At 71.3% G+C, this 23873-nt stretch carries 25 protein-coding genes; 12 read left to right on the forward strand and 13 right to left on the reverse strand.

What is annotated here, in order from left to right:
• Window positions 1-35 precede the first annotated feature (35 nt).
• The 4 genes from ACIA5G_RS28015 to ACIA5G_RS28030 all read left to right on the forward strand — a co-directional run bounded on the left by ACIA5G_RS28015 (window position 36) and on the right by ACIA5G_RS28030 (window position 5218).
• Window positions 36-2123, forward strand: coding sequence for an alpha-galactosidase (locus tag ACIA5G_RS28015; protein ID WP_395928340.1), 2088 nt, complete (start codon window positions 36-38; stop codon window positions 2121-2123).
• Between the two features lie 117 nt (window positions 2124-2240).
• The gene (locus tag ACIA5G_RS28020) at window positions 2241-3128 is read left to right on the forward strand and encodes an SGNH/GDSL hydrolase family protein (RefSeq protein WP_395928342.1); all 888 of its coding nucleotides are present in this window, start codon (window positions 2241-2243) and stop codon (window positions 3126-3128) included.
• A gap of 30 nt (window positions 3129-3158) precedes the next feature.
• Window positions 3159-4097 (forward strand): 2-hydroxyacid dehydrogenase, encoded by a 939-nt coding sequence (locus tag ACIA5G_RS28025; RefSeq protein ID WP_395928344.1) that lies wholly within the window; start codon window positions 3159-3161, stop codon window positions 4095-4097.
• Complete coding sequence (locus tag ACIA5G_RS28030) at window positions 4094-5218, forward strand: glycerate kinase (RefSeq protein WP_395928346.1); 1125 nt, start codon at window positions 4094-4096, stop codon at window positions 5216-5218. Before ACIA5G_RS28025 ends, ACIA5G_RS28030 begins: the two co-directional genes overlap by 4 nt.
• A gap of 44 nt (window positions 5219-5262) precedes the next feature.
• Here ACIA5G_RS28030 and ACIA5G_RS28035 read toward each other — a convergent pair whose 3' ends face one another.
• Window positions 5263-5556: an iron-sulfur cluster biosynthesis family protein gene (locus ACIA5G_RS28035; RefSeq protein WP_395928348.1), complete on the reverse strand. Its 294-nt coding sequence runs from the start codon at window positions 5554-5556 to the stop codon at window positions 5263-5265.
• Between the two features lie 81 nt (window positions 5557-5637).
• Entirely contained in the window at window positions 5638-6048 is a 411-nt protein-coding gene (locus ACIA5G_RS28040; RefSeq protein WP_395928350.1) for a hypothetical protein, read from the reverse strand.
• 148 nt (window positions 6049-6196) lie between these two features.
• Between ACIA5G_RS28040 and ACIA5G_RS28045 the strand changes: the two genes are divergently transcribed.
• The 4 genes from ACIA5G_RS28045 to shbA all read left to right on the forward strand — a co-directional run bounded on the left by ACIA5G_RS28045 (window position 6197) and on the right by shbA (window position 8739).
• Window positions 6197-6676 (forward strand): GtrA family protein, encoded by a 480-nt coding sequence (locus tag ACIA5G_RS28045; RefSeq protein ID WP_395928352.1) that lies wholly within the window; start codon window positions 6197-6199, stop codon window positions 6674-6676.
• Between the two features lie 11 nt (window positions 6677-6687).
• Entirely contained in the window at window positions 6688-7041 is a 354-nt protein-coding gene (locus tag ACIA5G_RS28050; RefSeq protein ID WP_395928354.1) for a YidH family protein, read from the forward strand.
• 493 nt (window positions 7042-7534) lie between these two features.
• Window positions 7535-7831: a DUF202 domain-containing protein gene (locus ACIA5G_RS28055; protein ID WP_395928356.1), complete on the forward strand. Its 297-nt coding sequence runs from the start codon at window positions 7535-7537 to the stop codon at window positions 7829-7831.
• Window positions 7832-8154: 323 nt separating this feature from the next.
• Window positions 8155-8739, forward strand: a complete 585-nt coding sequence (shbA, locus tag ACIA5G_RS28060; protein ID WP_395928358.1) for an RNA polymerase sigma factor ShbA — start codon at window positions 8155-8157, stop codon at window positions 8737-8739.
• Window positions 8740-8770: 31 nt separating this feature from the next.
• On the opposite strand, the gene ACIA5G_RS28065 is transcribed toward shbA, so the two are convergent.
• Genes ACIA5G_RS28065 through ACIA5G_RS28075 form a run of 3 tightly spaced genes read right to left on the reverse strand, consistent with a single transcriptional unit; the run spans window position 8771 to window position 10937 of the window.
• The gene (locus ACIA5G_RS28065; protein WP_395928361.1) at window positions 8771-9628 is read right to left on the reverse strand and encodes an amidohydrolase family protein; all 858 of its coding nucleotides are present in this window, start codon (window positions 9626-9628) and stop codon (window positions 8771-8773) included.
• Entirely contained in the window at window positions 9625-10593 is a 969-nt protein-coding gene (locus ACIA5G_RS28070; protein ID WP_395928364.1) for an aldo/keto reductase, read from the reverse strand. The genes ACIA5G_RS28065 and ACIA5G_RS28070 overlap by 4 nt, the downstream gene beginning before the upstream one ends.
• 5 nt (window positions 10594-10598) lie before the next feature.
• A complete protein-coding gene (locus ACIA5G_RS28075; RefSeq protein ID WP_395928366.1) occupies window positions 10599-10937 on the reverse strand; it encodes an L-rhamnose mutarotase in 339 nt (112 codons plus the stop codon).
• An 80-nt stretch (window positions 10938-11017) separates the two neighbouring features.
• Between ACIA5G_RS28075 and ACIA5G_RS28080 the strand changes: the two genes are divergently transcribed.
• Window positions 11018-11740 (forward strand): FadR/GntR family transcriptional regulator, encoded by a 723-nt coding sequence (locus tag ACIA5G_RS28080; RefSeq protein WP_395928368.1) that lies wholly within the window; start codon window positions 11018-11020, stop codon window positions 11738-11740.
• Between the two features lie 45 nt (window positions 11741-11785).
• Here the strand turns inward: ACIA5G_RS28080 and ACIA5G_RS28085 are convergent, their stop codons facing one another.
• The 6 genes from ACIA5G_RS28085 to ACIA5G_RS28110 all read right to left on the reverse strand — a co-directional run bounded on the left by ACIA5G_RS28085 (window position 11786) and on the right by ACIA5G_RS28110 (window position 18305).
• Window positions 11786-12799, reverse strand: coding sequence for an ABC transporter permease (locus ACIA5G_RS28085; RefSeq protein ID WP_395928371.1), 1014 nt, complete (start codon window positions 12797-12799; stop codon window positions 11786-11788).
• A complete protein-coding gene (locus ACIA5G_RS28090) occupies window positions 12796-14319 on the reverse strand; it encodes a sugar ABC transporter ATP-binding protein (protein WP_395928373.1) in 1524 nt (507 codons plus the stop codon). The genes ACIA5G_RS28085 and ACIA5G_RS28090 overlap by 4 nt, the downstream gene beginning before the upstream one ends.
• Complete coding sequence (locus ACIA5G_RS28095) at window positions 14316-15347, reverse strand: sugar ABC transporter substrate-binding protein (protein WP_395929249.1); 1032 nt, start codon at window positions 15345-15347, stop codon at window positions 14316-14318. The genes ACIA5G_RS28090 and ACIA5G_RS28095 overlap by 4 nt, the downstream gene beginning before the upstream one ends.
• 63 nt (window positions 15348-15410) lie before the next feature.
• Window positions 15411-16154 carry an SDR family NAD(P)-dependent oxidoreductase gene (locus ACIA5G_RS28100; protein ID WP_395928376.1) on the reverse strand — a complete coding sequence of 248 codons (744 nt, stop codon included), beginning with the start codon at window positions 16152-16154 and terminating at the stop codon, window positions 15411-15413.
• On the reverse strand, window positions 16147-17451 hold the full coding sequence (locus ACIA5G_RS28105) for an enolase C-terminal domain-like protein (protein WP_395928378.1): 1305 nt from the start codon (window positions 17449-17451) through the stop codon (window positions 16147-16149). Before ACIA5G_RS28105 ends, ACIA5G_RS28100 begins: the two co-directional genes overlap by 8 nt.
• A gap of 2 nt (window positions 17452-17453) precedes the next feature.
• The gene (locus ACIA5G_RS28110; RefSeq protein ID WP_395928380.1) at window positions 17454-18305 is read right to left on the reverse strand and encodes a fumarylacetoacetate hydrolase family protein; all 852 of its coding nucleotides are present in this window, start codon (window positions 18303-18305) and stop codon (window positions 17454-17456) included.
• 202 nt (window positions 18306-18507) lie between these two features.
• Between ACIA5G_RS28110 and ACIA5G_RS28115 the strand changes: the two genes are divergently transcribed.
• The gene (locus tag ACIA5G_RS28115) at window positions 18508-19740 is read left to right on the forward strand and encodes a multidrug effflux MFS transporter (RefSeq protein ID WP_395928382.1); all 1233 of its coding nucleotides are present in this window, start codon (window positions 18508-18510) and stop codon (window positions 19738-19740) included.
• Window positions 19741-19770: 30 nt separating this feature from the next.
• Here ACIA5G_RS28115 and ACIA5G_RS28120 read toward each other — a convergent pair whose 3' ends face one another.
• On the reverse strand, window positions 19771-20007 hold the full coding sequence (locus ACIA5G_RS28120; RefSeq protein WP_395928384.1) for a hypothetical protein: 237 nt from the start codon (window positions 20005-20007) through the stop codon (window positions 19771-19773).
• Window positions 20008-20099: 92 nt separating this feature from the next.
• On the reverse strand, window positions 20100-21323 hold the full coding sequence (locus ACIA5G_RS28125; protein ID WP_395928386.1) for an NAD(P)/FAD-dependent oxidoreductase: 1224 nt from the start codon (window positions 21321-21323) through the stop codon (window positions 20100-20102).
• Between the two features lie 217 nt (window positions 21324-21540).
• Here ACIA5G_RS28125 and ACIA5G_RS28130 point away from each other — a divergent pair, with 217 nt between their 5' ends.
• On the forward strand, window positions 21541-21744 hold the full coding sequence (locus tag ACIA5G_RS28130) for a hypothetical protein (protein ID WP_395928388.1): 204 nt from the start codon (window positions 21541-21543) through the stop codon (window positions 21742-21744).
• A 58-nt stretch (window positions 21745-21802) separates the two neighbouring features.
• A complete protein-coding gene (locus tag ACIA5G_RS28135; RefSeq protein ID WP_395928390.1) occupies window positions 21803-23782 on the forward strand; it encodes an SDR family oxidoreductase in 1980 nt (659 codons plus the stop codon).
• Window positions 23783-23873: the final 91 nt, after the last annotated feature.

Here is a 23873-nt window from a genome sequence, read left to right on the forward strand (position 1 = left end):
TTATTTTTCTGCTGGTCATGCCTACGCTCGGGATCATGTCGCTCGTGGAACACGACCCCGCGCACCGGCTCTGGCTGCTGCGCACCCCCGAGAGCTCGTATGCCTTCCGGCTCGACTCGGACGACCGGCCGCGGCACGTCCACTGGGGCCCGCCGCTGACGCTGGCCCAGGCCACGCAGGTCGCCGCGCGCCGCAACCCGGCCGACAGCAGCTTCGACGAGCCGGGTGACGAGCGACTGGAACTGCCGGCCGAGGGCGGCGCGTTCTTCGGCGTCTCGGCGCTGGCCGTGCGCTACGAGGACGGGACGTCGGCCTTGGAGTGGCGCTACGACGGCTTCGCGATCGAGGACGACGCGCTTGTCCTTCGCCTCGCCGACCGGCACTACCCACTGGAAGTCTCACTGCACTACCGCCTCCGCGGCGACGTTGTCGAGCGGTGGACCACCCTGCGCAACATCGGGGACGCCCCGATTTCCTTGCTGCGAACCGATTCCGCGTCGTGGACGCTCCCCCGGCGCGACGGCGCGCGACTCACCCGAACTTCGGGCGCGTGGAGTGCCGAGTACGGCGTGGTGCGCGAACCGCTGCCGGTCGGCGAAACCACGCTCACCAGCCGTCGCGGCGTGTCCAGCCACCAGGTCGACCCGTGGGTGATGCTCGACGCGGGCGACGCCACGGAGACGTCCGGCGAAGTGTGGAGCACCGCGCTGGCGTGGAGCGGGAGCTGGCGGATCACCGTCGAGCGCACGCACACCGGGCGGGTCACGTGGACCGGCGGGTTCGGGCACGAGCACGTCTCGTGGCGGCTCCGGCCGGGCGAAACCTGGGAGACGCCGGTGTTCGCCGGCCTCTACACGGCCGACGGCTTCGGCGGGACCAGCCGGCGGTGGCACGCCTACGTCCGCGAGTTCGTCCAGCCGCACCCCGGCGAGCTGCGGCCGATCGTCTACAACTCCTGGGAAGCGACCGGCTGGGACGTCGACGAGCAAACCGAGACGTCCCTCGCGACAGCCGCGGCGGAGCTCGGCGCCGAGCTGTTCGTCATGGACGACGGCTGGTTCGGCGCCCGCACCGGTGACACCGCCGGGCTCGGCGACTGGACCGCCAACGAGCAGCGTTTCCCCGCCGGGCTCGGGCCGCTCGTCGACGCGGTCCACGCGCACGGCATGAAGTTCGGGCTGTGGGTCGAGCCGGAGATGGTCAACCCGGACAGCGATCTCTACCGCGCGCACCCGGACTGGGTGCTGCACATGACCAACCGGGAACGGACGACCTTGCGCAACCAGCTCGTGCTGAACTTCGCGCGGCCGGACGTCGCGGACTGGGCGCACAAGTGGCTCGACGGGCTGGTGGGCGCGCACGGCATCGACTACCTCAAGTGGGACATGAACCGCGCGTTCACCGAGGCGGGCTGGCCGTCGAACGACGATCCGGGACGCCTGTGGGTCGAGCACGTCCGCGCGGTCCACACGATCTTCGACCGGCTGCGCGCCGACCACCCGGACCTGCGGATCCAGGGTTGCGCGGGCGGTGGCGGGCGCACCGACCTGGGGATCCTCGCGCGCACCGACGAGATCTGGGCGTCGGACAACACCGACGCCGCCGACCGGATCACCATCCAGCACGGGTACGGCCAGCTCTACCCCGCCGGCACGATGTCGGCCTGGGTCACCGACAGCCCGAACCCGACCACCGGCCGGGAGGCGCCGCTGAGCTTCCGCTTCCACGTCGCGATGGCCGGCGTGCTCGGCCTGGGCGGCGACCTGCCGCGGTGGAGTGCCGCCGAGCTCGACGAGGCGAAGGCGCTCGTGGCGCTGTACAAGGAGATCCGGCCGGTGGTGCAGCACGGCGCGCTGTACCGGCTGGCGGATCCGGCCACGGCGGCGCTGACCGCGGTCCAGTACGTGCTGGACAACGAAGTGGTGGTCTTCTTCTGGCGGCGGCCCACGGAGTTCGCCCGCCCGTTCACACCGCCGCGGCTCGCCGGGCTGGAGCCGGCCGGGCGGTACCGCGACCAGGACGGCGTGGTGCACGACGGCGCGGTGCTGCTGAGCCACGGGCTCGACGTCGAGCTGCCCGGGAGCGGATACGCGAGCGCGGTGGTGCGGCTGACCAGGGTCTGAATACCTGAATACCCACGCCGACCGGCGTCACCGGGACGGGTGAGCCGCATTGACTTTTCACCGGGCAGGCGTCGAATGTGAAAGTCCTTCACTTCATCGCTCGCCAACGGAGGCAGCATGCGCAGGCGCCTGACCACTCTCCTGGCCGTGCCCGTGATCGCCGCGCTCGCTGTCGCCGCTCCGGCGTCGGCGAGCACGCGCTACCACGAATACGTCGCACTGGGCGATTCCTGGACCGCCGACGTCTTCGTCACCTTCCCGCCCACCACCGAGTTCACCCCGCTCGACTGCGCACAGTCCACTTCGGACTATCCGCACACGGTCGCCGGCGCGCTCGGCGTCGAAACCTTTCGCGACGCCAGCTGCGGCGGCGCGACGACCACCGACTTCACGCAGCCGCAGAAGCTGCCGCTGGGCGGGACGAACCCACCGCAGTTCGACCGGCTCACACCGTCGACCGACCTGGTCACCGTCGGCATCGGCGGCAACGACGTCGGGATCGCCGGCGCGGTGACCCAGTGCCTCAACCTCCTGCCGGTGAGCACGTGCAAGGCGAAGTTCACTGCGGGCGGTGTCGACCAGCTGGAAAACGCTGTCATCGCGACCGGGCCGAAGGTCGCGAACGCGCTGCAGCAGATTCACGAGCGCTCGCCGCAGGCGCGGATCCTGCTGGTGAACTACCTCGCCGGGCTGCCCGTGAGCGGGAAGGGGTGCTGGCCGGTGATCCCGGTCGCCGACGGTGACATCGCCTACCTGCAGGCGAAGTTCCTCCAGATGAACGCCATGCTCGCCCGCGTCGCCGCGGACAACGGCGCCGAACTGGTCGACACCTACTCACCCACCGTCGGGCACGACGCGTGCCAGGCGCCCACGGTGCGCTACATCGAAGGGCTCATCCCGATTTCGGTCAGCAACCCGCTGCTGCTCGCGTTCCCCTTCCACCCCAACGGTGCCGGGGCCGCCGCGCAGTCGGAGATCGTCCTCGACGCGGTCCAGCAGGGCTGAATCGCCGGTGCCGTGAACTAGGCTGTCGGGGTGCCCAAGATCGCGGTGACCCGATGGATTCCCGACGACGCGGTGAAGGTCCTGGCCGAAGCGGGCGAGGTGGCCGTGTCCGACCTCGACCGGCCGCTCACCCCGGCCGAGCTGCACGAGTTCGTGGCCGGCGCGGACGCCGTGGTCGGCATGCTGCACGACCGGCTCGACAGTGCGCTGGCCGACGCCGCCGGGCCCGGGCTGAAGGTGGTCGCGAACGTCGCCGTCGGCTACGACAACGTCGACGTCCCAGCGCTCGCCGAACGCGGCGTCGTCGTCACGAACACGCCGGGTGTGCTCACCGACGCGACCGCGGACCTCGCCTTCGGGCTGCTGCTCGCGGTCACCCGGCGGATCGGCGAGGGTGAACGGCTGCTGCGCTCGCGCACACCGTGGTCGTTCCACCTCGGTTTCCTGCTCGGCTCGGGCCTGCAGGGCAAGACGCTCGGCATCGTCGGCCCCGGCCAGATCGGCCGTGCGATGGCGAAGCGGGCCGAGGCGTTCGGGATGACGGTCGTCTACTCGGGACGGTCGAACCACGGGGACGGGTTCGTTTCGTTCGAAGAACTCCTGGAGCGCGCGGACGTCGTCTCCCTGCATTGCCCGCTGACACCCGAGACACGGCACCTCATCAACGCGGCCGCGTTGCGCGCCATGAAGCCCACGGCCTATCTGGTGAACACCACCCGCGGGCCGGTCGTCGACGAGGCCGCGCTGGCGGACGCCCTGGAAGCCGGGGAGATCGCGGGCGCCGCGCTGGACGTGTTCGAGAAGGAACCCGAGGTCGAACCGCGGCTGCTCGGCCGCGACGACGTTGTGCTCAGCCCGCACCTCGGGTCCGCCACGGTCGAGACCCGCACCGCGATGGCCGTGCTGGCGGCCCGCAACGTCGCGGCGGTGCTCGCCGGGCGTCCCCCGCTGACGGAGGTGAAGCCGTGACCCGTGTGGTCATCGCGCCCGACAAGTTCAAGGGCAGTCTCACCGCGGTCGAGGCCGCGGAAGCGATCGCTCTCGGCGTGCGTGACGCGTTGCCTGACGCCGAAATCGTCACGTGCCCCGTCGCGGACGGCGGTGAAGGAACACTCGACGTCCTCGAAGCGGCAGGCGCCCGGATCGTCCGGCTCACCGTCCGCGGCCCGCTCGAGGAGGCGGTCAAGGCGCGGTACGCGGTGCTCGACGGCACGGCCTACATCGAGTCGGCGCGCGCGTGCGGGATCGAATTTGTCGAGCCCAGCCCGGAAACCGCGCTCGGCGCGCACACCTGGGGGGTCGGGGAACTGCTCGCGGACGCCCTCATGCACGGTGCCACCCGGCTCGTGCTGACCGTCGGCGGCACGGCCAGCACCGACGGCGGCGCCGGGATGCTGAGCGCGCTCGGCGGCGGTGTGCTCGACGCGTTCGGCGCGCCGGTCGGGCTGGGCGGGGGAACGCTGTCGCGTGTCGCGTCGACCGAGCTGACGCCGGTGCGGGAGCGGCTGACCGGGGTGAGCGTCGCGGTCGCGACCGACGTCACGAACCCGCTGCTCGGCCCGGACGGCGCGGCCGCGGTGTTCGGGCCGCAGAAGGGTGCGGGACCCGCGGAGGTGACTTTGCTCGACGAGGCGCTCGGGCGCTGGGCGCACGCACTACAGGTGGGTGGCGCGCCCGACGTCTCGCAGGTGCCGGGCGCGGGTGCCGGCGGCGGGGTCGCGGCGGGCGCGATCGCCGGGCTGGGCGCCACCGTCGAATCCGGGTTCGACCTCATCGCCGGCTTGACCGGGGTCGACCAGGCGCTGGACGGCGCCGACCTCGTCATCACCGGCGAGGGTTCCCTGGACGAGCAGAGCCTCAACGGCAAGGCGCCGGCCGGGATCGCGGCACGCGCCCGGCCGCGCGGGGTGCCGCTCATGGCGCTGGCGGGCCGGATCCAGCTCGACGAAGCCGGGCTGGCGAGCCTGGGCGTGATCGCGAGCAGCGCGCTCGTCAACCACGCCGAATCACTCGACCACGCCCGCGCGAACGCGGCGGAACTGCTGCGGGTGCGCGCCGCGGTGCTGGTCAGCACCTGGCGGCCGCGCTAGCGGACGGACCTTCCGCGCCGCTGCGAAAGGCCCGTCCGCCGCGGTCAGCTCGTGTGCTGCGGCAGCACGGCGAACGCCACGCCGCCGGCGTCGTCCTCTTGGACGTCGAGCACCTTGTCGTCGAGCAACGCCGCAGCCTGCGGTTCGAGGAACACCTTGGGGCCTTCCTCGGCGCCGAGCACGCTGTCCCCCTCGGCGGGTTCGGGCGCCACCGAAAGCGCCAGCTGCGCGCTTTCGCCCTCGGCGTTCTGAACGGCCAGGCGGAGCCCGGCGTCCCCTTCGCCCTGGCTGGTCAATGCGGTGATCGCCTCGGCGGCGGCTTCGGTCACGGTCAGCATCTTCGGCCTTCCCTTCGTCGCGGTCCGATGCACTGGTGCCCCACGCTAGGGGCCGCCGTTCGGACGCGCAGTCTGAGCGGTTCAGCCCTGCCGGGCCTGGCGGATCGCGTCCGCCACGGAGCCGCCGGCGTAGTCCGCCTGCTCCCCCGGATCGGGGTCGGCGTGCCGGTGCGGCACCTCGTCAACGGGGGCCACCTCCTCGAAATCCGCGGGCGCGTCCTCGACGGTCTCGTCGAGCTCGTCCGCGGGGGTCGCGGCGAGCGGGCGCTCCGGGACCGGCTCGGGCTCGGCGTCGGGCTCCTCTTCGGCGAGGCGTTGCGCCATCGGCTCGCCCTCGCGGATCTCGCTGGGCGTGGTGCCGTGGCGGTTGGCGGCGCTCCAGTGTTCGGGCGGCTCGACACCTGCTTCGAGCGGGTCCACGCGCAGCTCGTCCTCGTCCAGCGCTTCGCTGGGAGACAGGCTTTCCGGTTCGGCCGTGTCACGGTCACTCACAGGGTTCTCCCGGCGCGTAGGAAGTGGTCATCGCCGGTGACCTACCCGAGGTGCCGGGGGCCGAAACCCCGGCGGTGTCACCGGGATCACATTTCTTCAACCGGTTTAACATATTCACAAGTTTGTGAATGCGGGGTAGCTTCGGATCATGGCCACCACCAGGTGCGCACCGGAACACCGGCTGCTCGCCACCGACCCGGACCGTCACCACGAGCTCGGCACCCACGCGGCGTGGTACGTCGTGGCCGGCGTGGTGACAACCAGCGTCCAGGCGGTTCTGTTCCTGCTGCTGCGCGACGAGCTCGGCTCCCAGGTGGCGAACCTGGTCGCGATCGCGCTGACGACGATCGGCAACACCGAGTTCCACCGCCGCGTCACCTTCGCGGGGCGGCAGAGCAACGCCGGGAAGCGGCACCTGCAGGACCTCCTCACGTTCGCCTTCTACGCCGGGTACGGCTCGGCGGTGCTCGCGATCCTCGACGCGATCGTCGAGCGGCCGACGTCGTGGGAGGAGACGGGCACGCTGCTGCTGGCCAGTCTGGTCGGCGGGTTCGTGCGGTTCGCGGTGCTGCGCTGGTGGGTGTTCGCGCACCGCGCCGAAGGGGCCACGGCCGCCCACACCGGCTAGCGTCTGCGGGCGTGGCCTCGGAAGACATCAAGCCCCACGCGGGCGGCAGTGAACCGGACTATCGCTTCACGCTGGCCAACGAGCGCACGTTCCTCGCCTGGCTCCGGACGGCACTCGGCCTGGTCGCGGGCGGCGTGGCGGTGCACCAGCTGATCCCGGCCCCGGCGACGGCGAGCGCGGTGCTGGCGGGGTTGTGCGTGGCCCTGGCGGCGGTGCTCGCGGCGACGGCTTATCCGCGGTGGCGGCGGGTGCAGATCGCGATGCGGGCCGGGGAGCCGCTGCCGCGGAGCTGGATGATCGTGGCACTGACCGGCGGGCTGCTGGCGCTGATCGTGGCGGCGGCAGTGCTGCTGGTGGTCTCGTGACGGCAGCCGCCGCCGGCTCGTGGTGCAGCGGCACCGGGCTCGCCAGCCGCACTACGACTTCCGACTGGAGCTCGACGGTGCACTGGTCAGCCGGGCGGCCCACCGTCGAACCCCTGCCCAGGCGCTCCGGCTGCACCACGACCTCCGACCGGAGCTCGACGGTGCGCTGGTCAGCCGGGCGGCCCACCGTCGAACCCCTGCCCGGGCGCTCCGGCCGCGACGGGAGCCGGGCGAGCAAACGGCGAACTCGCCGGGCTCATCACCGCAACCCCTCCGCCGGTGATTTCGTGACCGAAGGCGTCGCCACCGGGTTGGCCGATCGCGGGTCTGCTGGTGCCCTCATGACTACGCCGGGTCACAATTGGCAGCCTGCCAACCCCCGCCGCTACCACTGCCCAACGGACCGTGAGCGTCGAAACTCCCGGGGCGACCGGCTCGCACACCTCCCCCGACTGCGGGCCGTTCGCGATTATTTCGCCGCCGGGACACCCTCGTGACCGCCCCCGCCGGGGCGCAGGCCGAACGGACCGGGCTCGCCTGGTGGCGCACCGCTCTGGGGTCCGCCGCCTGCACCGCCCTCCTCCTCCACTCCGCCGCCCAGCACCACTGGGGCCTCGCACTCATCCCCGTCCTCTTCGCCGCTGCGACGTCCGTAGTCCTCGCCGGCATCGGTGTTCAGCGCGAACGGGCGCTGCGTGCACCCGAACCGAGGCCGCTCCACCCCGCCATGCCCGCCCTGGCGTCGCTCGCCGTCACCCTGACTGCCACTTCCGTGGTCGTTCTCCACTGACGGGTGAAGTCGGCACATCCTGAAACCGATTAATCGCAATGTGCCGCGGCTGGTCGCGGGAACATCACGGTCGCTCCTGCGAACGGGGTATTGGTGGTTGAAATCTGGACTGATGCGGCATGACGTGCTTACGATTACCCAGCGTCGCACGGAACGCGGATGAACCCGGGCCTCCCGGAGTATCTGCAACCGAACGGTCACGGAGAGTGGAACCCCCGGCAGCGACGGTCGAGGGTCGGCCGGGGAGACGACTCATGACAGCACCGCCGAGGACCACTGAGGAATCCGTCAGTGAGGTCCGCGATTATCGCACTCCGGAGTCATTGCCCCGGCCCAGCGGACGCCTCACCAAGGAGGATCTCGACCCCCTGGTGAAGGACGCGGGCGAGGGCAACCCGGCCGCGATCCACAACCTGCTCCAGATGATCGAGCCGGTGGTGGTCCGCTACTGCCGGGCCCGCATGGGCGGCCGCGACCTCTCCTACCTGTCGGCCGACGACGTCGCGCAGGAAGTCTGCCTCGCCGTGCTGAAGGCGCTGCCGGACTACCAGGACCGGGGCGGCTCCTTCCTCTACCTCGTCCACGCGATCGCGGCCAACAAGGTCGCCGACGCCTACCGCGCCGTCGCCCGTGACCGCTCCGAGCCCGTCCCCGAGCTTCCCGAGCGCCCGCTCGTCGGCAACGAGCCGGAGACCCGCGCGCTGAGCCTCGACCTGGGCGCCCGCCTGGGCCGGCTGCTCGCGTCGCTGCCGCGGGTGCAGCAGGAGATCCTGACCCTGCGCATCGCCGTCGGCTTCTCGGCCCAGGAGACCGCCGAAGCGCTCGGCATCTCCGCGGGCAACGTGCGCGTGACGCAGCACCGCGCGCTGACCCGCCTGCGCGGCATGATCCGCGACGACGAGTTCTAGGCCATCTCAGCCGCGGGCGGCGACACCTCTTTTACCCCCTGGAAGAGGTGTCGCCGTCCGCATCCATGGCATAGGTCCGGCGGGCGTTGTGCTCGAAGAAGGCCAGCCGCTCGGCGTCCGACAGCGAGCCCGTCAGCGCGATCGCCGCGTCCAGGACCAGCTCGTACGACGCCGCCAGCTCGCAGACCGGCCAGTCCGAGCCGAACAGCACGCGGGACGGGCCGAACACCTCCAGCACGTGGTCGACGTACCGGCGCAGGTGGCCCACCTCCCAGCCGGTCCAGTCCGCTTCCGTGACCAGCCCGGACACCTTGCACACGACGTTCTCGCGCGACGCCAGCGCGGCCAGCCCGGACGCCCACGGCTCCCACTCCCCCGACGCGATCGGGGGTTTCGCCGCGTGGTCGAGGACCAGCCGCAGCTCCGGCAGCCGCATCGCCAGCTCGGACGCGGCGGCCAGCTGGGCCGGGCGCACCAGCAGGTCGAAGGCGAGACCGGCCGACGAGACCGTGCTCAGCCCGGCCACCACGGCGGGCCGCAGCAGCCAGTCGTCGTCCGGCTCGGTCTCGACCTGGTGCCGGAGCCCGACCAACGGTCCCTGCGCCTGCAACGCGGCCAGGCGGTCGGCGAGGTCGGCCGCCTTCAGGTCCACCCAGCCGACCACCCCCGCGATCACCGGCTCCGCGGCGGCGGTCGTGAGGAACTCGGCAGTCTCCTCCTCCGACGACACCGTCTGGACCAGCACCGTCGCGTGCACGCCCGCCGCCTTCGTCACCGCACGCAGGTCGTCGACCGTGTACGGCCGCCGGATCGGGTCCATCGCCGCCCCCGCCATCCACGGGTACTCGCGCCGCGACGGGTCCCACAGGTGGTGGTGGGCGTCGATCATGAGACTCCTTCGGCGATCACGACGTCGGCACGCAGCAAGCCCTCGCCGACGAGTTCGGTCCACAGCTGCGGTGGCACGACGGCCCGTGCTCGCCGGGCGTTCACGCTCACCTGCTCCGGATCATGCGCGCCGACGACCACCGACGCCACCGCCGGATGTGCCATCGGCAGCGCCAGCGCGGCTTCCGGCAGCTCGACGCCGTGCCGTGCGCAGACCGCCGCGATCCGGGCGGCCCGCTCGACGAGCTCCGGCGGCGCCTCGGCGTAGTCGTAGACGCGGCCCGGCTCGGCCGTCGCCAGGATGCCGCCGTTGAACGCGCCGCCGACCACCACCGCGACGTCCCGCGACGCGCACAGCGGCAGCAGCTCGTCCAGCGCCGGCTGGTCGAGCAGCGTGTAGCGGCCGGCCACCAGCACCACGTCGAGGTCGGTGCGGCGGACGAACTCGCCGAGCATCGCCGCCTGGTTCATCCCGGCGCCGAACGCGCCGATCACGCCCTGCTCCCGCAGTTCGCGCAACGCCGGGAAGGCGCCGCGCAGGGCTTCCTCGAAGTGGTCGTCGGGGTCGTGGACGTAGACGATGTCGACGCGGTCGAGCCCGAGCCGCGTCAGGCTGTCCTCGAGGGACCGCAGGACGCCGTCGCGGCTGAAGTCCCAGCGCCGCTTGTACGCGGCCGGGACGGCGAACCCCTGGTCGTCCTGCTCCCCCGCGCCACCGGGGTTCGGCTCCAGCACACGCCCGACCTTCGTCGAAAGCACGTACTGGTCACGCGGGTACGAGCGCAGCGCCGCGCCGAGCCGGGTTTCGGACAGGCCGAGGCCGTAGTGGGGCGCGGTGTCGAAGTAGCGGACACCTTCGTCCCACGCGCGCCGCACGGTCGCGGCCGCCGTTTCGTCACTGATCGCGTGGTAGAGGTTGCCCAGCTGCGCGCAGCCGAGCCCGAGCGGGGACAGGGAGAGTTCCAACGCCGTCACTCCTCAACCGGCAGTTCCCAGACCAGCCCGATGCCGGTGTCGTCGCCGGAGTAGTCGTCTTCGACGGCCAGCAGCTCGGCCATCCTGGCTTGCCACGGGATGTTCGCGGGGTGGTCCCGCAACGCCGCCCGCATCACCGCGTAGTCGTCCACTTCGACGACGTGAAAGAGGTCGAGACCGTTACGCCAGATCCGCCAGGTGCGGACGCCGGCTTCGCGCAGGGCGACGTCCAGCTCGGGCGGGATGACGGCGTGGACGGACTCGTACTCGGCCTCCTTGCCGGGTTTCAGCCGGGTGTGCAGAGCCACTCTTTGAGGTGTGGGCTGGTGGGTCATGACCCCTCCTTCGCCGGGACATGGCACGCTGGGGAGCAACACCGAAACATCCGAGGTCTGTTGCAGGGAGGGCGGTCACGATGCCCGTCACCGATGTCGCGATCGACAAGATCAAGGACATGATCATCTCCGGCGAGCTGGCGCCGGGCGACCGGCTGCCGAAGGAGGCCGAGCTGGCCCAGCGGCTCGGGCTCTCGCGCAGCTCCCTGCGGGAGGCCGTGAAGGCGCTGTGCCTGATCAGGGTGCTCGACGTCCGCCAGGGTGACGGCACGTACGTCACCAGCCTCGAGCCGAACCTGCTGCTCGACGCGATGACGTTCGTGGTCGACTTCCACCGCGACGACACCGTGCTCGACTTCCTCGCCGTGCGCCGGATCCTCGAGCCCGCCGCGACCGCGCTGGCCGCGCTGCACATGAGCGACGCGGACATCGCCGAGCTGGGCGAGCTGCTCGGCGAGCTGGCCGACTCGCCGACCGTCGAAGCGCTGGTCGCGAACGACCTGCAGTTCCACCGCAAGATCGCGGACGGCTCCGGCAACCCGGTGCTCTGCTCGCTGCTCGACAGCCTCTCCGGGCCGACCGCCCGCGCCCGGATCTGGCGCGGCCTCACCCAGGAGGGCGCGGTCGCGAAGACCCGGGAACAGCACTCGGCGATCTACGAGGCGATCGCGGCCCGCGAGCCGGAGTTGGCGCGCTCCTGGGCGACCGTGCACGTCGCGGGTGTCGAGCAGTGGCTGCGCAACGCGCTCGGCACCGCGGACGACCCGACGTCCGACGCCGAGCCGGCCGCGGAAGCCTCCTGACACGCTCTTTCTCCTCGCAGTGGTCCGACGATCACAGCGTGTGTGTCAGGTTTGGGGCTTTCCACCCGCGTACCGGGCGATGATCAGCGCGACCAGGATGATGGCGCCGTAGATCGCCCCCTGCCACTCCGCCGTCACGTGCGCGTAGTTGAGCAGGCTGGACACCGACGACAGCAGCAGGACGCCGGTCAGCGCACCGACGAGCGTGCCCTTGCCGCCGTCGAGCGAGACACCGCCGATCACCGCGGCCGCGAAGACCTGCAGGATGAGGCCGGACCCCTGGTTCGCACCGAGGGCGCCGACGTAGCCCGTGTAGGCGAGGCCGCCGATCGCGGCGAGGATCCCGGCGACGACGAACACCGCCCACGCGATCCGGTCGACGCGCACCCCGGCGGCACGCGCGGCTTCGCGGTTGCCGCCGATCGCGTACAGCGCACGGCCGACGCGGTGGTAGCGCAGCACCCAGCCGGCGATCGCGAACAGCGCCGCGGCCAGCCACACCGACATCGGCAGCCCGAGGAACGTCGTGGTAGCCAGGTTCGTGAACGAGTCCGGCAGGTTGAACAGCGTTTTGCCCTTGGTCGACCCGACCTGCACCCCGCGCAGGACGGTCAGCATCGCCAACGTCACGATGAAGGCGTTCAGCTTCAGCTTCACGATCAGGAAGCCGTTGACGAACCCGACCACCGCCCCGCACAGCGGGATCACCAGCAGGCCGATCGCGGCGGGCAGTTCAACACCGAAGCCGGCCGACGCCGCCGGGATGACGACCATCGCGCCGAGCGCGGGCGCCAGGCCCATCGTCGACTCCAGCGAGAGGTCGAACTTCCCGGTGATCAGCACCAGCGACTCACCGAGCACGACCAGCGACAGCGCGGCCGACGCGGTCAGGATGCTGACGATGTTGCTCCAGCCGACAAACGTGTCGTCGACCAGGCCGCCGATGACGAACACCACGACGAGTGCGGGCAGCAGCGCGAGTTCCCGCAGCCAGACGGCCTTGCGGCGCCGGGGTGGCGCGGGCAGCTCCGTCTGCGGATCGGTCATCACGTCGGTCACGAAAGCTCGACTCCTTCGATGTCGGCCACGAGGTCACCGTCGGACCACCCGGCCTGGTGCTCGGCGACCACGGCCCCGGCGCGCAGCACCAGGACCCGGTCGCTCAGGCGCAGGTCGTCGAGCTCGTCGCTGACGATCAGCACCGCCTTGCCCTCGGCGCGCACCCGGTCGACAACCGCGAGCAGCGCCTCCTTCGACTTCACGTCCACCCCCGCGGTCGGGTTGATCAGCACCACGACCCGCGGGTCGCTGGCCAAGGCCCGCGCGAGGACGACTTTCTGCTGGTTGCCGCCGGACAGGTCGGACACCGGCTGCTCGGCGCTCGCGGCGACGATGCCGTAGTCCGCCAGGGCCTGCGACGCCTTGGTGAAGCGCGTCTTCGGCGACGCGATCCCGCCGCGGCCCATCTTGTCCAAAATGGACAGTGTGGTGTTGTCCATGATCGGGTGTTCCAGCACCAGGCCTTCGTGGTGCCGGTCGCGCGGCACGCAGCCGATCCCGGCCTTCAGCGCCGCCGGGATGTCACCCGCCCGCAGCGGCCGGCCGTCGACGCGGACCGTGCCCGCGGACGGCGTCCGCAGGCCGTAGACCGTCTCGGCGACCTGGTGCTTCCCGCTGGCGTTGCTGCCCGCGAGCCCGACGACCTCACCTTGGTGGAGCCGGAACGAGACGTCGTGGAAGCCCTCGCCAGACAGGCCGTCGACCGCGAGGATCTCCGGCGCGTCCGCGTCCAGGGCTTCCCGTGTGGCGGCGTCGCGGATGGACAGGCCGCCGGGCTCACCGGTCATCGCGTCGACCAGCTCGGCGCGGCCGACGTCGGCCACCGGCGCGGTCAGCACGTGCTTCGCGTCGCGCAGCACGGTGACCGCCTGGCAGACCTCGTAGACCTCGTGCAAGTGGTGCGAGATGAACAGGAACGTCACGCCGTTGGCCTGCATCTGGCGCATCCGCTCGAAGAGCCGCTCGATGGCCTGGCTGTCCAGCTGCGCGGTCGGCTCGTCGAGAACGATGAACCGGGCGCCGTAGGACAGCGCGCGGGCGATCTCGACGAACTGGCGGTCCTCCACCGACAGCTCCCCGGCGGGGGTGTCGACGTCGACGTGCACGTCCCACGATTCCAGCAGCTCTTCGGACTGGCGCCGCAGCTTCTTCCAGCCGATGGCGAACCCGCCGCCGGCCTGCCGGTTGAGGAACAGGTTCTCCGCCACCGTGAGCTGCGGGATCACCATCGCGTGCTGGTACACGCAGGCGACTCGCGCCTTCCAGTCGTCCTGTTTGGACAGCGGCGGGGCCGGCTCGCCGCCGAACTCGACGTGCCCGGTGTCCGTCGCGGACAGCCCGGTGAGGATGGTGACGAGCGTCGACTTGCCGGCCCCGTTGCGCCCGACGAGCGCGTGCGACTCACCCGGGTGCACGGTGAGGCTGACGTCGTGGAGCGCCACGGTGGGGCCGTAGCGCTTCCCGACTCCTACGGCGCTGACCACCGGGACGGCGGATTCGCCGGCGGGCAGCGCGGTCACAGGTTGTTCCCCCACAGGGCCTTGTCGTCCACGTTGTCCTTGGTGATGACGGGCGCGGGCAGCTGGTCCTCGAGGATGCCGGGGCTGATCTCGACGATGGTGCTGTTGTGGTCGGTCGGCCCGGCCTTGAACGTCTCGCCGGCCATGGCCTTCTTCAGCCAGTACAGGCCGTACTTCGCGTAGGCGTCGGCCGGCTGGGACACGGTGGCGTCCAGCTCACCGGCACGGATCGCGGCCAGCTCCTGCGGGATGCCGTCGTTGGACACGAGCACGATGTGCTTCGGGTCGCCGACCGGGAAGGAGAGGTTCTTGCGCTTGAGCGCCTGCTGGGTCGGGGCGAGGTAAACACCGCCCGCCTGCATGTAGACACCCTTGATGTCCGGGTTCGCGGTCAGCATGCTGTCCAGGCCGGAGGACGCCTTGTCGGCCTTCCACTCGGCCGGGATGTCCAGCACCTGGATGCCCGGGTACTTCTGCGTCATGCAGGCCTTGAAGGCCTCCGAGCGGTCGCGGCCGTTGACCGAGGCGAGGTCACCCTGGATCTGCACGACCTTGCCGGACTTGACCTTCTCGCCGATCGCGTCGCAGGCCTTGGTGCCGTAGGCCTTGTTGTCGGCCCGCACCACCATCGCGACCTTGCCGCTCTCGGGAGCGACGTCGACCGCGACTACCGGCACCCCCTTGTTCTCCGCCTGCTTGAGCCCGGCGACGATCGCCGCGGAGTCCAGCGGCGTCACGACCAGGCCCTTGACGCCCTGGTTGAGGAAGGTGCCGATGTCGGTGATCAGCTTCGCCGGGTCGCTGTCCGCGTTGACGGTCGGGAGGACGTCGACACCCTCGGACTTGGCCATCTGCGGTACGTAGTTGTTGTAGGCCTGCCAGAACGGCGAGGTCAGCAGCGGCAGCGTGGCCCCGACCTTGCCGCCGGGGCTGCCGCCGGCCGCGGGCGCCGACGCGTTGTCCTTGGTGGACCCACAGGCGGCCAGAACCAGGCCGCAGACGGCGGCCGTGGCGGCCACCTGGATCACCCTGCTCGGGAATGACACTGCGCGCACCGCATCCTCCTTGATGACAGCGGAAATCAAGTCTGTTTACTGCTGCACGGGGCCGCGCGGGCGCAGGCCGTACATACCGCCGTCCACCGCGAGCGCGGTGCCGGTGGTCGAAGCCGAAAGCGGACTGGCGAGGTAGACGATGGCGTTCGCGACCTCGTCGGCGGTGACCAAGCGGCCCATCGGCTGGCGCGCGGCGAGGGCCGCGCGTTCGGCCGCCGGGTCGTCGGCGGCGTCGAGCAGCCGGCCCACCCACGGGGTGTCCGCCGTTCCGGGGCACACGCAGTTGACGCGGATCCGGTCGGGCAGGTGGTCGGTCGCCATGGCCAGGGTCAGTGAGAGCACCGCACCCTTGGTGGCCGAGTAGAGCGCGCGGTTGGGCAGGCCGGCCCAGGCCGCGATCGAGCTGGTGTTGACGATCGCCGCGGACGGCGAGTTCTTGAGGTGCGGCAAGGCTGCCCGGGCGAGCCGGACCATGCCGACGACGTTGACGTCGAACACGCGGTGCCACTCGTCACCGTCGTTGGCCGTGACGTCGCCCTGCGCGCCGATGCCGGCGTTGTTGACGAGGATGTCGAGGCGTCCGAAGCGTTCCACGACGGTGTCGATCGCCGAGCGCACTTCGTCGTCCGAACCGACGTCACACCGGATGCCGTTGTCGCCCGGGTTCAGGTCGAGGACCGCCACCTGCGCACCGCGTTCGGCCAGCAGGGTCGCCACCGCCGCGCCGATGCCCGAGGCGCCTCCGGTGACGGCGGCCACCAGGCCCTCGAATTCACTCACTTGCGGTCTCCGTCCACTCGGGACCGTCCGGGAAGCGGAACCGGCGCAGCGTGGCGTCGTGCATGCGCGCGGAGAACCCGGGGGCGGTCGGGGCGAGGTACCGGCCGCGCTCGACGACGGCCGGGTCGGTGAAGTGCTCGTGCAGGTGGTCGACCCACTCGATGCTGCGGTCCGCGTCGGTGCCGGACACCGCGACGAAGTCGAACATCGACAGGTGCCGGACGAGCTCGCAGAGCCCGACCCCGCCGGCGTGGGGGCACACCGGCACACCGAACTTCGCCGCCAGCAACAGGATCGCCAGGTTCTCGTTGAACCCGCCGACGCGGGCGGCGTCCAGCTGCAGCACCGAAATCGCGTTCGCCTGCAGCAGCTGCTTGAACACCACGCGGTTCTGGACGTGCTCACCGGTGGCGACGCGGATGGGCGCAAGCGCTTTCGCGATGGCGGCGTGCCCGAGAACGTCGTCCGGCGAGGTCGGCTCCTCGATCCAGTACGGGTCGTACGGCGCGAGCTCGGTCATCCAGTCGACCGCGGCCTGGACGTCCCAGCGCTGGTTGGCGTCGACGGCGATCCGGATGCCGTCCCCGACGGTTTCGCGAGCGAGCTTCATGCGCCGGACGTCGTCCTCGAGGTTGCCGCCGACCTTCAGCTTGATCATGTCGAAGCCGTCCGCGACGGCCTGTTCGGCCAGCCGCACCAGCTTCGCGTCGGCGTACCCGAGCCAGCCGGGTGACGTGCTGTACGCGCGGTAGCCGTCGTTCTCCAGCTGTTTCGTGCGCTCGGCGCGGCCGGGTTCCGCGCGCCTCAGGATGTCGAGGGCTTCGGCTTCGGTGAGCGCGTCACTCAAGTAGCGGAAGTCGACCAGGCTGACGAGTTCCTCAGGCGTCATGCGCGCCGCGAACTTCCAGACCGGCAGGCTTGCGCGGCGCGCGGCGAGGTCCCAGGCAGCGTTGACCACGGCGCCGACGGCCATGTGCGCAACGCCCTTTTCCGGACCCAGCCAGCGGAACTGCGAGTCGCCGACAAGCGTGCGGGACAGGTCGCCGAGCGCGGCCGCGTCCTCCGGGACGTCCCGGCCGACGACGTGCGGCGCGAGGGCGCGGATCGCGGCGGCCTGGACGTCGTTGCCGCGGCCGATGGTGAACGCGAGGCCGTAACCGTCCGGGCCGCCGTCGGTGTGCAGCACGACGTAGGCGGCGGAGTAGTCCGGATCGGGGTTCATCGCGTCCGAGCCGTCCAGCTCGCGGGAGGTCGGGAACCGGACGTCGAGGACCTCCATGCCGATGATCTTCGCCATGGTCAGGCCTGCCTCGCGGTCTGGCGCTGCCGGCCGAGCCCGTCGATCTCCAGCTCGATGACGTCGCCGTCACGCAGGTAGGGCTTGGGGTCGGGCTGCCCGAGCGCGACGCCTTCGGGGGTGCCGGTGTTGATCAGGTCGCCGGGGCGCAGCACCATGACCTGGCTCAGGTGGTGGATGATCTCGGCCACGCTGAAGATCATGTCCTTGGTCGACGAGTCCTGCTTCTTCTCGCCGTTGATCCACAGCCGCAGGCCGAGGTCCTGCGGGTCGGGCACCTCGCCCGCCGGGACCAGCGCCGGGCCGAGCGGGTTGAAGTTCTCGCAGGACTTGCCCTTGTCCCACTGACCGGCGCTGAACTGGAACTGGCGCTCGGAGACGTCGTTCGAGACGACGTACCCCGCGACGTACTCGAGGGCTTCGTCAACGTTGTCGAGGTAGCGGGCGGTCTTGCCGATGACCACGCCGAGCTCGACCTCCCAGTCGGTGCTGACCGACTTGCGCGGGATCAGGACGTCGTCGCCCGGGCCGACCACGACGTCCGGCGCCTTCATGAAGACGACCGGCTCGGTGGGGGGCGTCGCGCCGGTCTCCTCGGCGTGGCGGCGGTAGTTCATGCCGATGCAGACGACCTTGCCGGGCTGGGCGATGGGCGAGCCGACCCGCAGGGCCGTCACGTCTTCCACCGGCAGCTCCCCGGCGGCGAGCGCGGCGGCCACGCGGGCGACGCCGTCCGCGGCGAGGAACCCGCCGTCGATGTCGGCGGTCAGGCCGCTCAGCCCGTAGGTGGTGCCGTTGTCGGCACGCACGAACGGACGCTCACTTCCCGGCTCCCCGAGGCGCACAAGCTGCACGGATATTCCCTTCACCCACACGACCAGACATCCGATGTATATCGCAGTCTCGACCCTCGATCCAGAGCTGATGCGGAATCGGTGGGAAATTGGTCGGATCAGTATCGTTCACCGCTCGTTTGAGCACGCGGTGGGCCGGGTCACAGCCGGAATAGCCCCGGTCACGGCGTCGCTGGTCGGAAGCAGGGACTGGAGGAGGCGCATGACCACCACGGCGGAAGGTACCGCGACCGGCCGGCGCGCGCAGCTGAAGTTCGTCCTCGTGCTGGGCGGTCTGTCGGCGTTCGGGCCGCTGTCGATCGACATGTACCTGCCGGCGCTGCCCCGGATGGCGGAGGACCTGCACGCGGCGGACACCACCGTCCAGCTGACGCTCAGCGCGTTCATCGCCGGCCTCGCCCTGGGCCAGCTGGTGCTCGGCCCGCTGTCGGACGCGCTCGGCCGCCGTCGCCCGCTGCTCGTCGGGCTCGTGCTGTATGTCGTGGGATCGGTGCTGTGCGCGGTGAGCCCGGATGCGTGGCTGCTGGTCGCGGCCCGCGGCGTCCAGTCCCTCGGCGCGGCGGCGGGCATCGTGATCGCGCGGGCGATGGTCCGCGACCTGTACTCCGGCACGGCGATGACGAAGTTCTTCTCAACGCTGATGCTGGTCAGCGGCCTGGCCCCGATCCTCGCGCCGCTGATCGGCGGCCAGCTGCTGAACTGGACGTCCTGGCGCGGGGTGTTCGTTGTGCTGACGGTGTTCGGCGCGCTGCTGCTGGCCGTGGTGGCTGTTGCGCTCCCCGAGCCGCTGCCCGTTTCCCGACGCTCCCCCGCACGGCTCGGCCAGGTGATGCGGACGTACGGGCGGCTGGTGGCGGATCGGAGCTTCGCGGGTTACGCGCTGGCGTCGGGGCTGTTGTTCGCGTCGATGTTCGCCTACATCTCGGGTTCGTCGTTCACGCTGCAGGGTGTTTACGGGCTGAGCCCGCAGGCGTACAGCGTGGTGTTCGGCGTGAACGGCGTCGGCATCGTCCTGGCGGGTCAGCTCAACGGCCGCTTGGTGGGCCGCATCCGCGAGCGCGCCCTGCTGGCGTCCGGCTTGCTGCTGGGCGCTTTCGGCGGAGTGCTGGTGCTGCTGGCGGCGCTGCTCCGGGCGCCGCTGCCGTTCCTGCTGGTGTCGTTGTTCCTGCTGGTGTCGAGCATCGGCCTGGTGATGCCGAACGCGAGTTCGCTGGCGCTGGCCTCGCATGCGCGGTCCGCGGGCGCGGCGTCGGCGTTGCTGGGGGTGCTGCAGTTCGTGGTGGGCGCGGTGGCGACGCCGTTGGTCGGCTTGGGTGGGCCCGGGACGGCGGTGCCGATGGCGGCGACCATGGCGGGGTTCGCTCTGCTGGCGCTGGTGGCTTTTGTGGTTCTGACGCGGGAAGTCAGGTCAGGGACGCCAGATCAGCCGTCTTGAGCTGATCGGCTGTCGCGACCGCGCCCGGCTTCACGGCTTGGCGTCGTTGTTGCGCCACCAGCGCCACACCGTGCGGATCCCGCGCCGCGTGACGCGTAACCCTTGCCCGGCGAGTCGTGCCCCGGCGATCACACCACGAAGCCAGGTGGGTCCCTCGGAAGAACCGATCTCACGAACACTCACTACGCGGCTGCCGAACCCGCGTCGAGCTTCGCGCTCCGAGTTCGCCTCGACGATCCTCGGATGCGATTCGGTCGAGAGGGTCACGTGGTAGAGCTTCCGGCCCCGCGTCGGCTGCGATCTGCCGCGCTCGTCTCGCCTCATGGACCGAATTCTATGAGCGCGGCAGCCCGAAAGGGTCAGGTCAGCGATGTCAGATCCGCCGTCTTGAGCTGCTCCGCCGTCACAGTCACCCGGCCGTCGACCAAAGCCGACAGAGCGTCGCCGTCGTCCCACATGTTCACGTTCATCGCCGCCGCCACTCGCCCTTCGCGCAGCCAGAACGCCGTGAACTCCTTCGACGCCAAGTCGCCCCGGATCACCAGCTCGTCCACCGCCGGGTCCGCCAATCCCCGATACTCGCAGCCCAAGTCGTACTGGTCGGTGAAGAAGTACGGCGAAGCGAGGAACGGCTCGTTCTCCCCCAGCAGGTTCTGCGCGACGTGCGTGCCCTGCTCCTTCGCGTTCGACCAGTGCTCAACACGGATGCGGCGGCCGTAGCGCGGGTGGAAGTGGGCCGCGATGTCGCCGACCGCGTAGACGTCCGGGGCCGCCGTGCGCAGGCCCGCGTCCACGCAGACGCCGCCGTCGTCGGACAGCTCCAGGCCTGCCGTGTGCGCCAGCTCTACCCGGGGGGCCGCGCCTACCGCGACCAGGACCACGTCCGCCGTCAGCTCGTCGCCGCCGGCCAGGCGGACGCCGCGGACGCCGCCGGGGCCGCCGGTGATCTCCGTGACCTGCTCGCCCAGCCGCCAGTGCACGCCCTTTTCCGTGTGCAGGTCGCGGAAGACCCCGCCGACGGTCTCGCCGACGACGGTCGCCAGGGGCACCGCCACCGGGTCGACCACCGTCACGTCCGCGTTGTGCGTCCGTGCGGCCGCGGCGGCTTCCGAGCCGATCCAGCCGGCGCCGACGATCACCACGCGCTCCGCCTCGGCGAACGCGGACCGCAGCTTGAGCGAGTCGTCGAGGCTGCGCAGGGTGTACAGACCGGGCAAGTCGCCGCCAGGCACCGGCAATGTCCGCGGACGCGCTCCCGTCGCGAGCACGAGCCGGTCGTAGCGGTGCTCGCCGCCCGCGTCGTCCAGCACCAGCCGGGCGCCCAGCTCGACCCGCGTCGCGGTGACGCCCGGCGTGAACCGGATGTCCTTCTCCGCGTAGAACTTCTCCTCGTGCACCCAGTCCGGCTCGTCGGCGGTGCCCAGCAGCACACCCTTGGACAACGGCGGCAGCTCGTACGGCCGGTGCGGATCCGAACCCATCAGCAGGACTTCGCCGGTGAAGCCGCGCTCGCGCAACGCGGCCGCGGCGGACGCCCCGCCCAGGCCCGCTCCGACGATGACGATCTTCCGCGGCTCCGACATCCTGACCTCCACGGTGACGACAGCTGGTGCCGCGGACGCTACTCCCGAACCCGCCGGGCCACATCCCGTCCCGTGCCTCCTACGCCGGAAATCCGCGAATCGCAAGGGAAAACCCGTGAGTAGGCAGATCGGGTGAACCGGCGTCATAGCCCTCCGCCGCCCCGCTCCCACCCTCGCACGGAGCACAACACGACGAAGGAATCGGAGGGCGGCGACCATGAGTCGGGGCGAATGGTCGGTCGGCTGCCGGGATCTGGCCGGCCGGCGCAGGGACGTGACGGTGTTCGTCAGCAACGACAAGGTGGTGCTGGTCGCGCCGCCCGGCGAGGCCGCGGTACTCGGCCCGCTGGACGTCGGACGGCTGCGCGCCGCCTTGCGTGACGCCATCGTGGCGACGGCGGACGACAACACCCAAACCTGACAACTACCGTTCCTACTTTCCAGTAGGTTAGAGTCGGCCCCGACGGAAGGGACCGGCCATGACGACCTACTTCGTGACGGGCGCGACGGGCTTCATCGGAAAACGCCTGGTCGCCCGGCTGCTGCGGCGGCCGGAGACGTCCGCCGTGTACGCGCTGGTGCGGGAGACCTCCCGTGGCCGCCTGGCCACGCTCGCGCGGGACTGGGCGGGCGCGGACAAGCTGCACCCGGTGGTCGGCGACCTGGCCGAGCCGCGGCTCGGCGTCGACCCCGCCGAGCTGGCCTCCCTAGACCACGTCGTCCACCTCGGCGCGATCTACGACCTCACCGCCGGTGAGGAGGCCAACCGGCGTGCCAACGTCGAGGGCACCCGGCACCTGCTCGCCTTCGCCTTGGCCGCGGAGGCGGGACTGGTGCACCACGTGTCCTCTATCGCCGTCGCGGGTGACCACGCCGGGCGGTTCACCGAGGCCGACTTCGACCTCGGCCAGCACTTCGGCTCGCCGTACCACGCGACGAAGTTCCAGGCCGAGAAGCTCGTGCGCGAGCAGTCCCTGCCCTTCCGCGTCTACCGCCCGTCCGCGGTCGTCGGCGACTCGCGCACCGGCGAGATGGACAAGATCGACGGCCCGTACTACTTCCTCCCCGCGATCTCACGGCTCGCGGCGCTGCCCCGGCGGATCCCGCTGGCCGCGCCCGACCTCGGCGCGACGAACCTGGTGCCGGTCGACTACGTCGTCGAGGCGATGGAGCACCTGATGCATCGGGACGCGCCGTCCGGGGCGACCTACCACCTCGCCGCCGCGCACCCGCAGTCGCTCAACTCCGTCTACAACGCCTTCGCCCGCGCCGCCGGCGGGCCGACGATCCGGGCCGTGCTGCCCGCACGGCCGTCCGGTGTGGTCCGACGGGTCGGCAGCCGGGTCGCAAAAGCGGCCGCCGCGGGCGCCGACCGGGTGCCCGGCGGCCGGGCCGCGCGGGCCGCCGTCCTCGACGAGCTCGGCATCCCGCTCGAAGTGCTGCCGCACCTGACCATGGACGTCGTCTTCGACACCGCGCGCACGACGACGGCGTTGTTCGGCAGCGGCATCAACCTCCCCGACCTGCGGGACTACGCGGCGCCGCTCTACCGGTACTGGCAGGCCCACCTCGACCCCGACCGCGCCCGCCGCACCCACGGGCTGGCCGGGCGCACGGTGCTGATCACCGGCTCGTCGTCCGGGATCGGCCGGGCCTCGGCGCTCGCCGTCGCCGGCAAGGGCGCGAAGGTGATCCTCGTGGCCCGCCGCGCCGACGAGCTCGAGGAGGTGCGCGCCGAGATCACCGCGGCCGGCGGGCTCGCCGCGGCGTACCCGTGCGACCTCACCGACGGCGACGCCGTCGACGCGCTGGTCAAGGACGTCCTCGGGGAACACGGCGCGGTCGACATGCTGGTGAACAACGCGGGCCGGTCGATCCGGCGCTCGGTTTCGCTGTCCACGGAACGGTTCCACGACTACGAGCGCACGATGGCGATCAACTACTTCGGCCCGGTGCGGCTGATCCTCGGGCTGCTGCCCTCGATGGCGGAGCGGCGGTTCGGCCACGTCGTCAACGTCACCACGATGGGCCTGCAGACCGACACCCCGCGTTTCTCGGCGTACCTGGCCTCGAAGGCCGCGCTGGAGGAGTTCGGGCTGACGGCCGGGCGCGAAACGCTGTCGGACGGGATCACCTTCACGTCGGTGCGGATGCCGCTGGTGCGGACGCCGATGATCGCGCCGACCGGCTACCGCGGCCTCCCGGCGAGCAGCCCGGAACGCGCGGCGGCGCTCGTGGTGAAGGCCCTCGAAGAGCGTCCGGAGATCCTCAGCCTGCCCGAAGGCCGCGCCGCCGAACTGGCGACGCTCGTGACGCCGCGGCTCGCCCGCTTCGCCGCGCACCTCGCGTACCGGGCCGCGCCGGAGTCCGCCCCGGAGGCGCGCGGCCTGCCCCGCCGGCCCGCGCCGGCGTCCGTCGCGGCGGCGGTTACCCGCCTGATGTGGCGTCGTCGTGCTTGATCGCCGCGAATTCCGGCAAAACCCTGGCCCGGCGGGCGACGGTACTTCTACCCTCGCGCGAGTCCCGTTCATCGGAGCGGGCGAGTGAACT

Origin of the sequence: Amycolatopsis sp. NPDC051758 (genome assembly GCF_044453095.1) — a bacterium.
Classification (GTDB): Bacteria; Actinomycetota; Actinomycetes; order Mycobacteriales; family Pseudonocardiaceae; genus Amycolatopsis.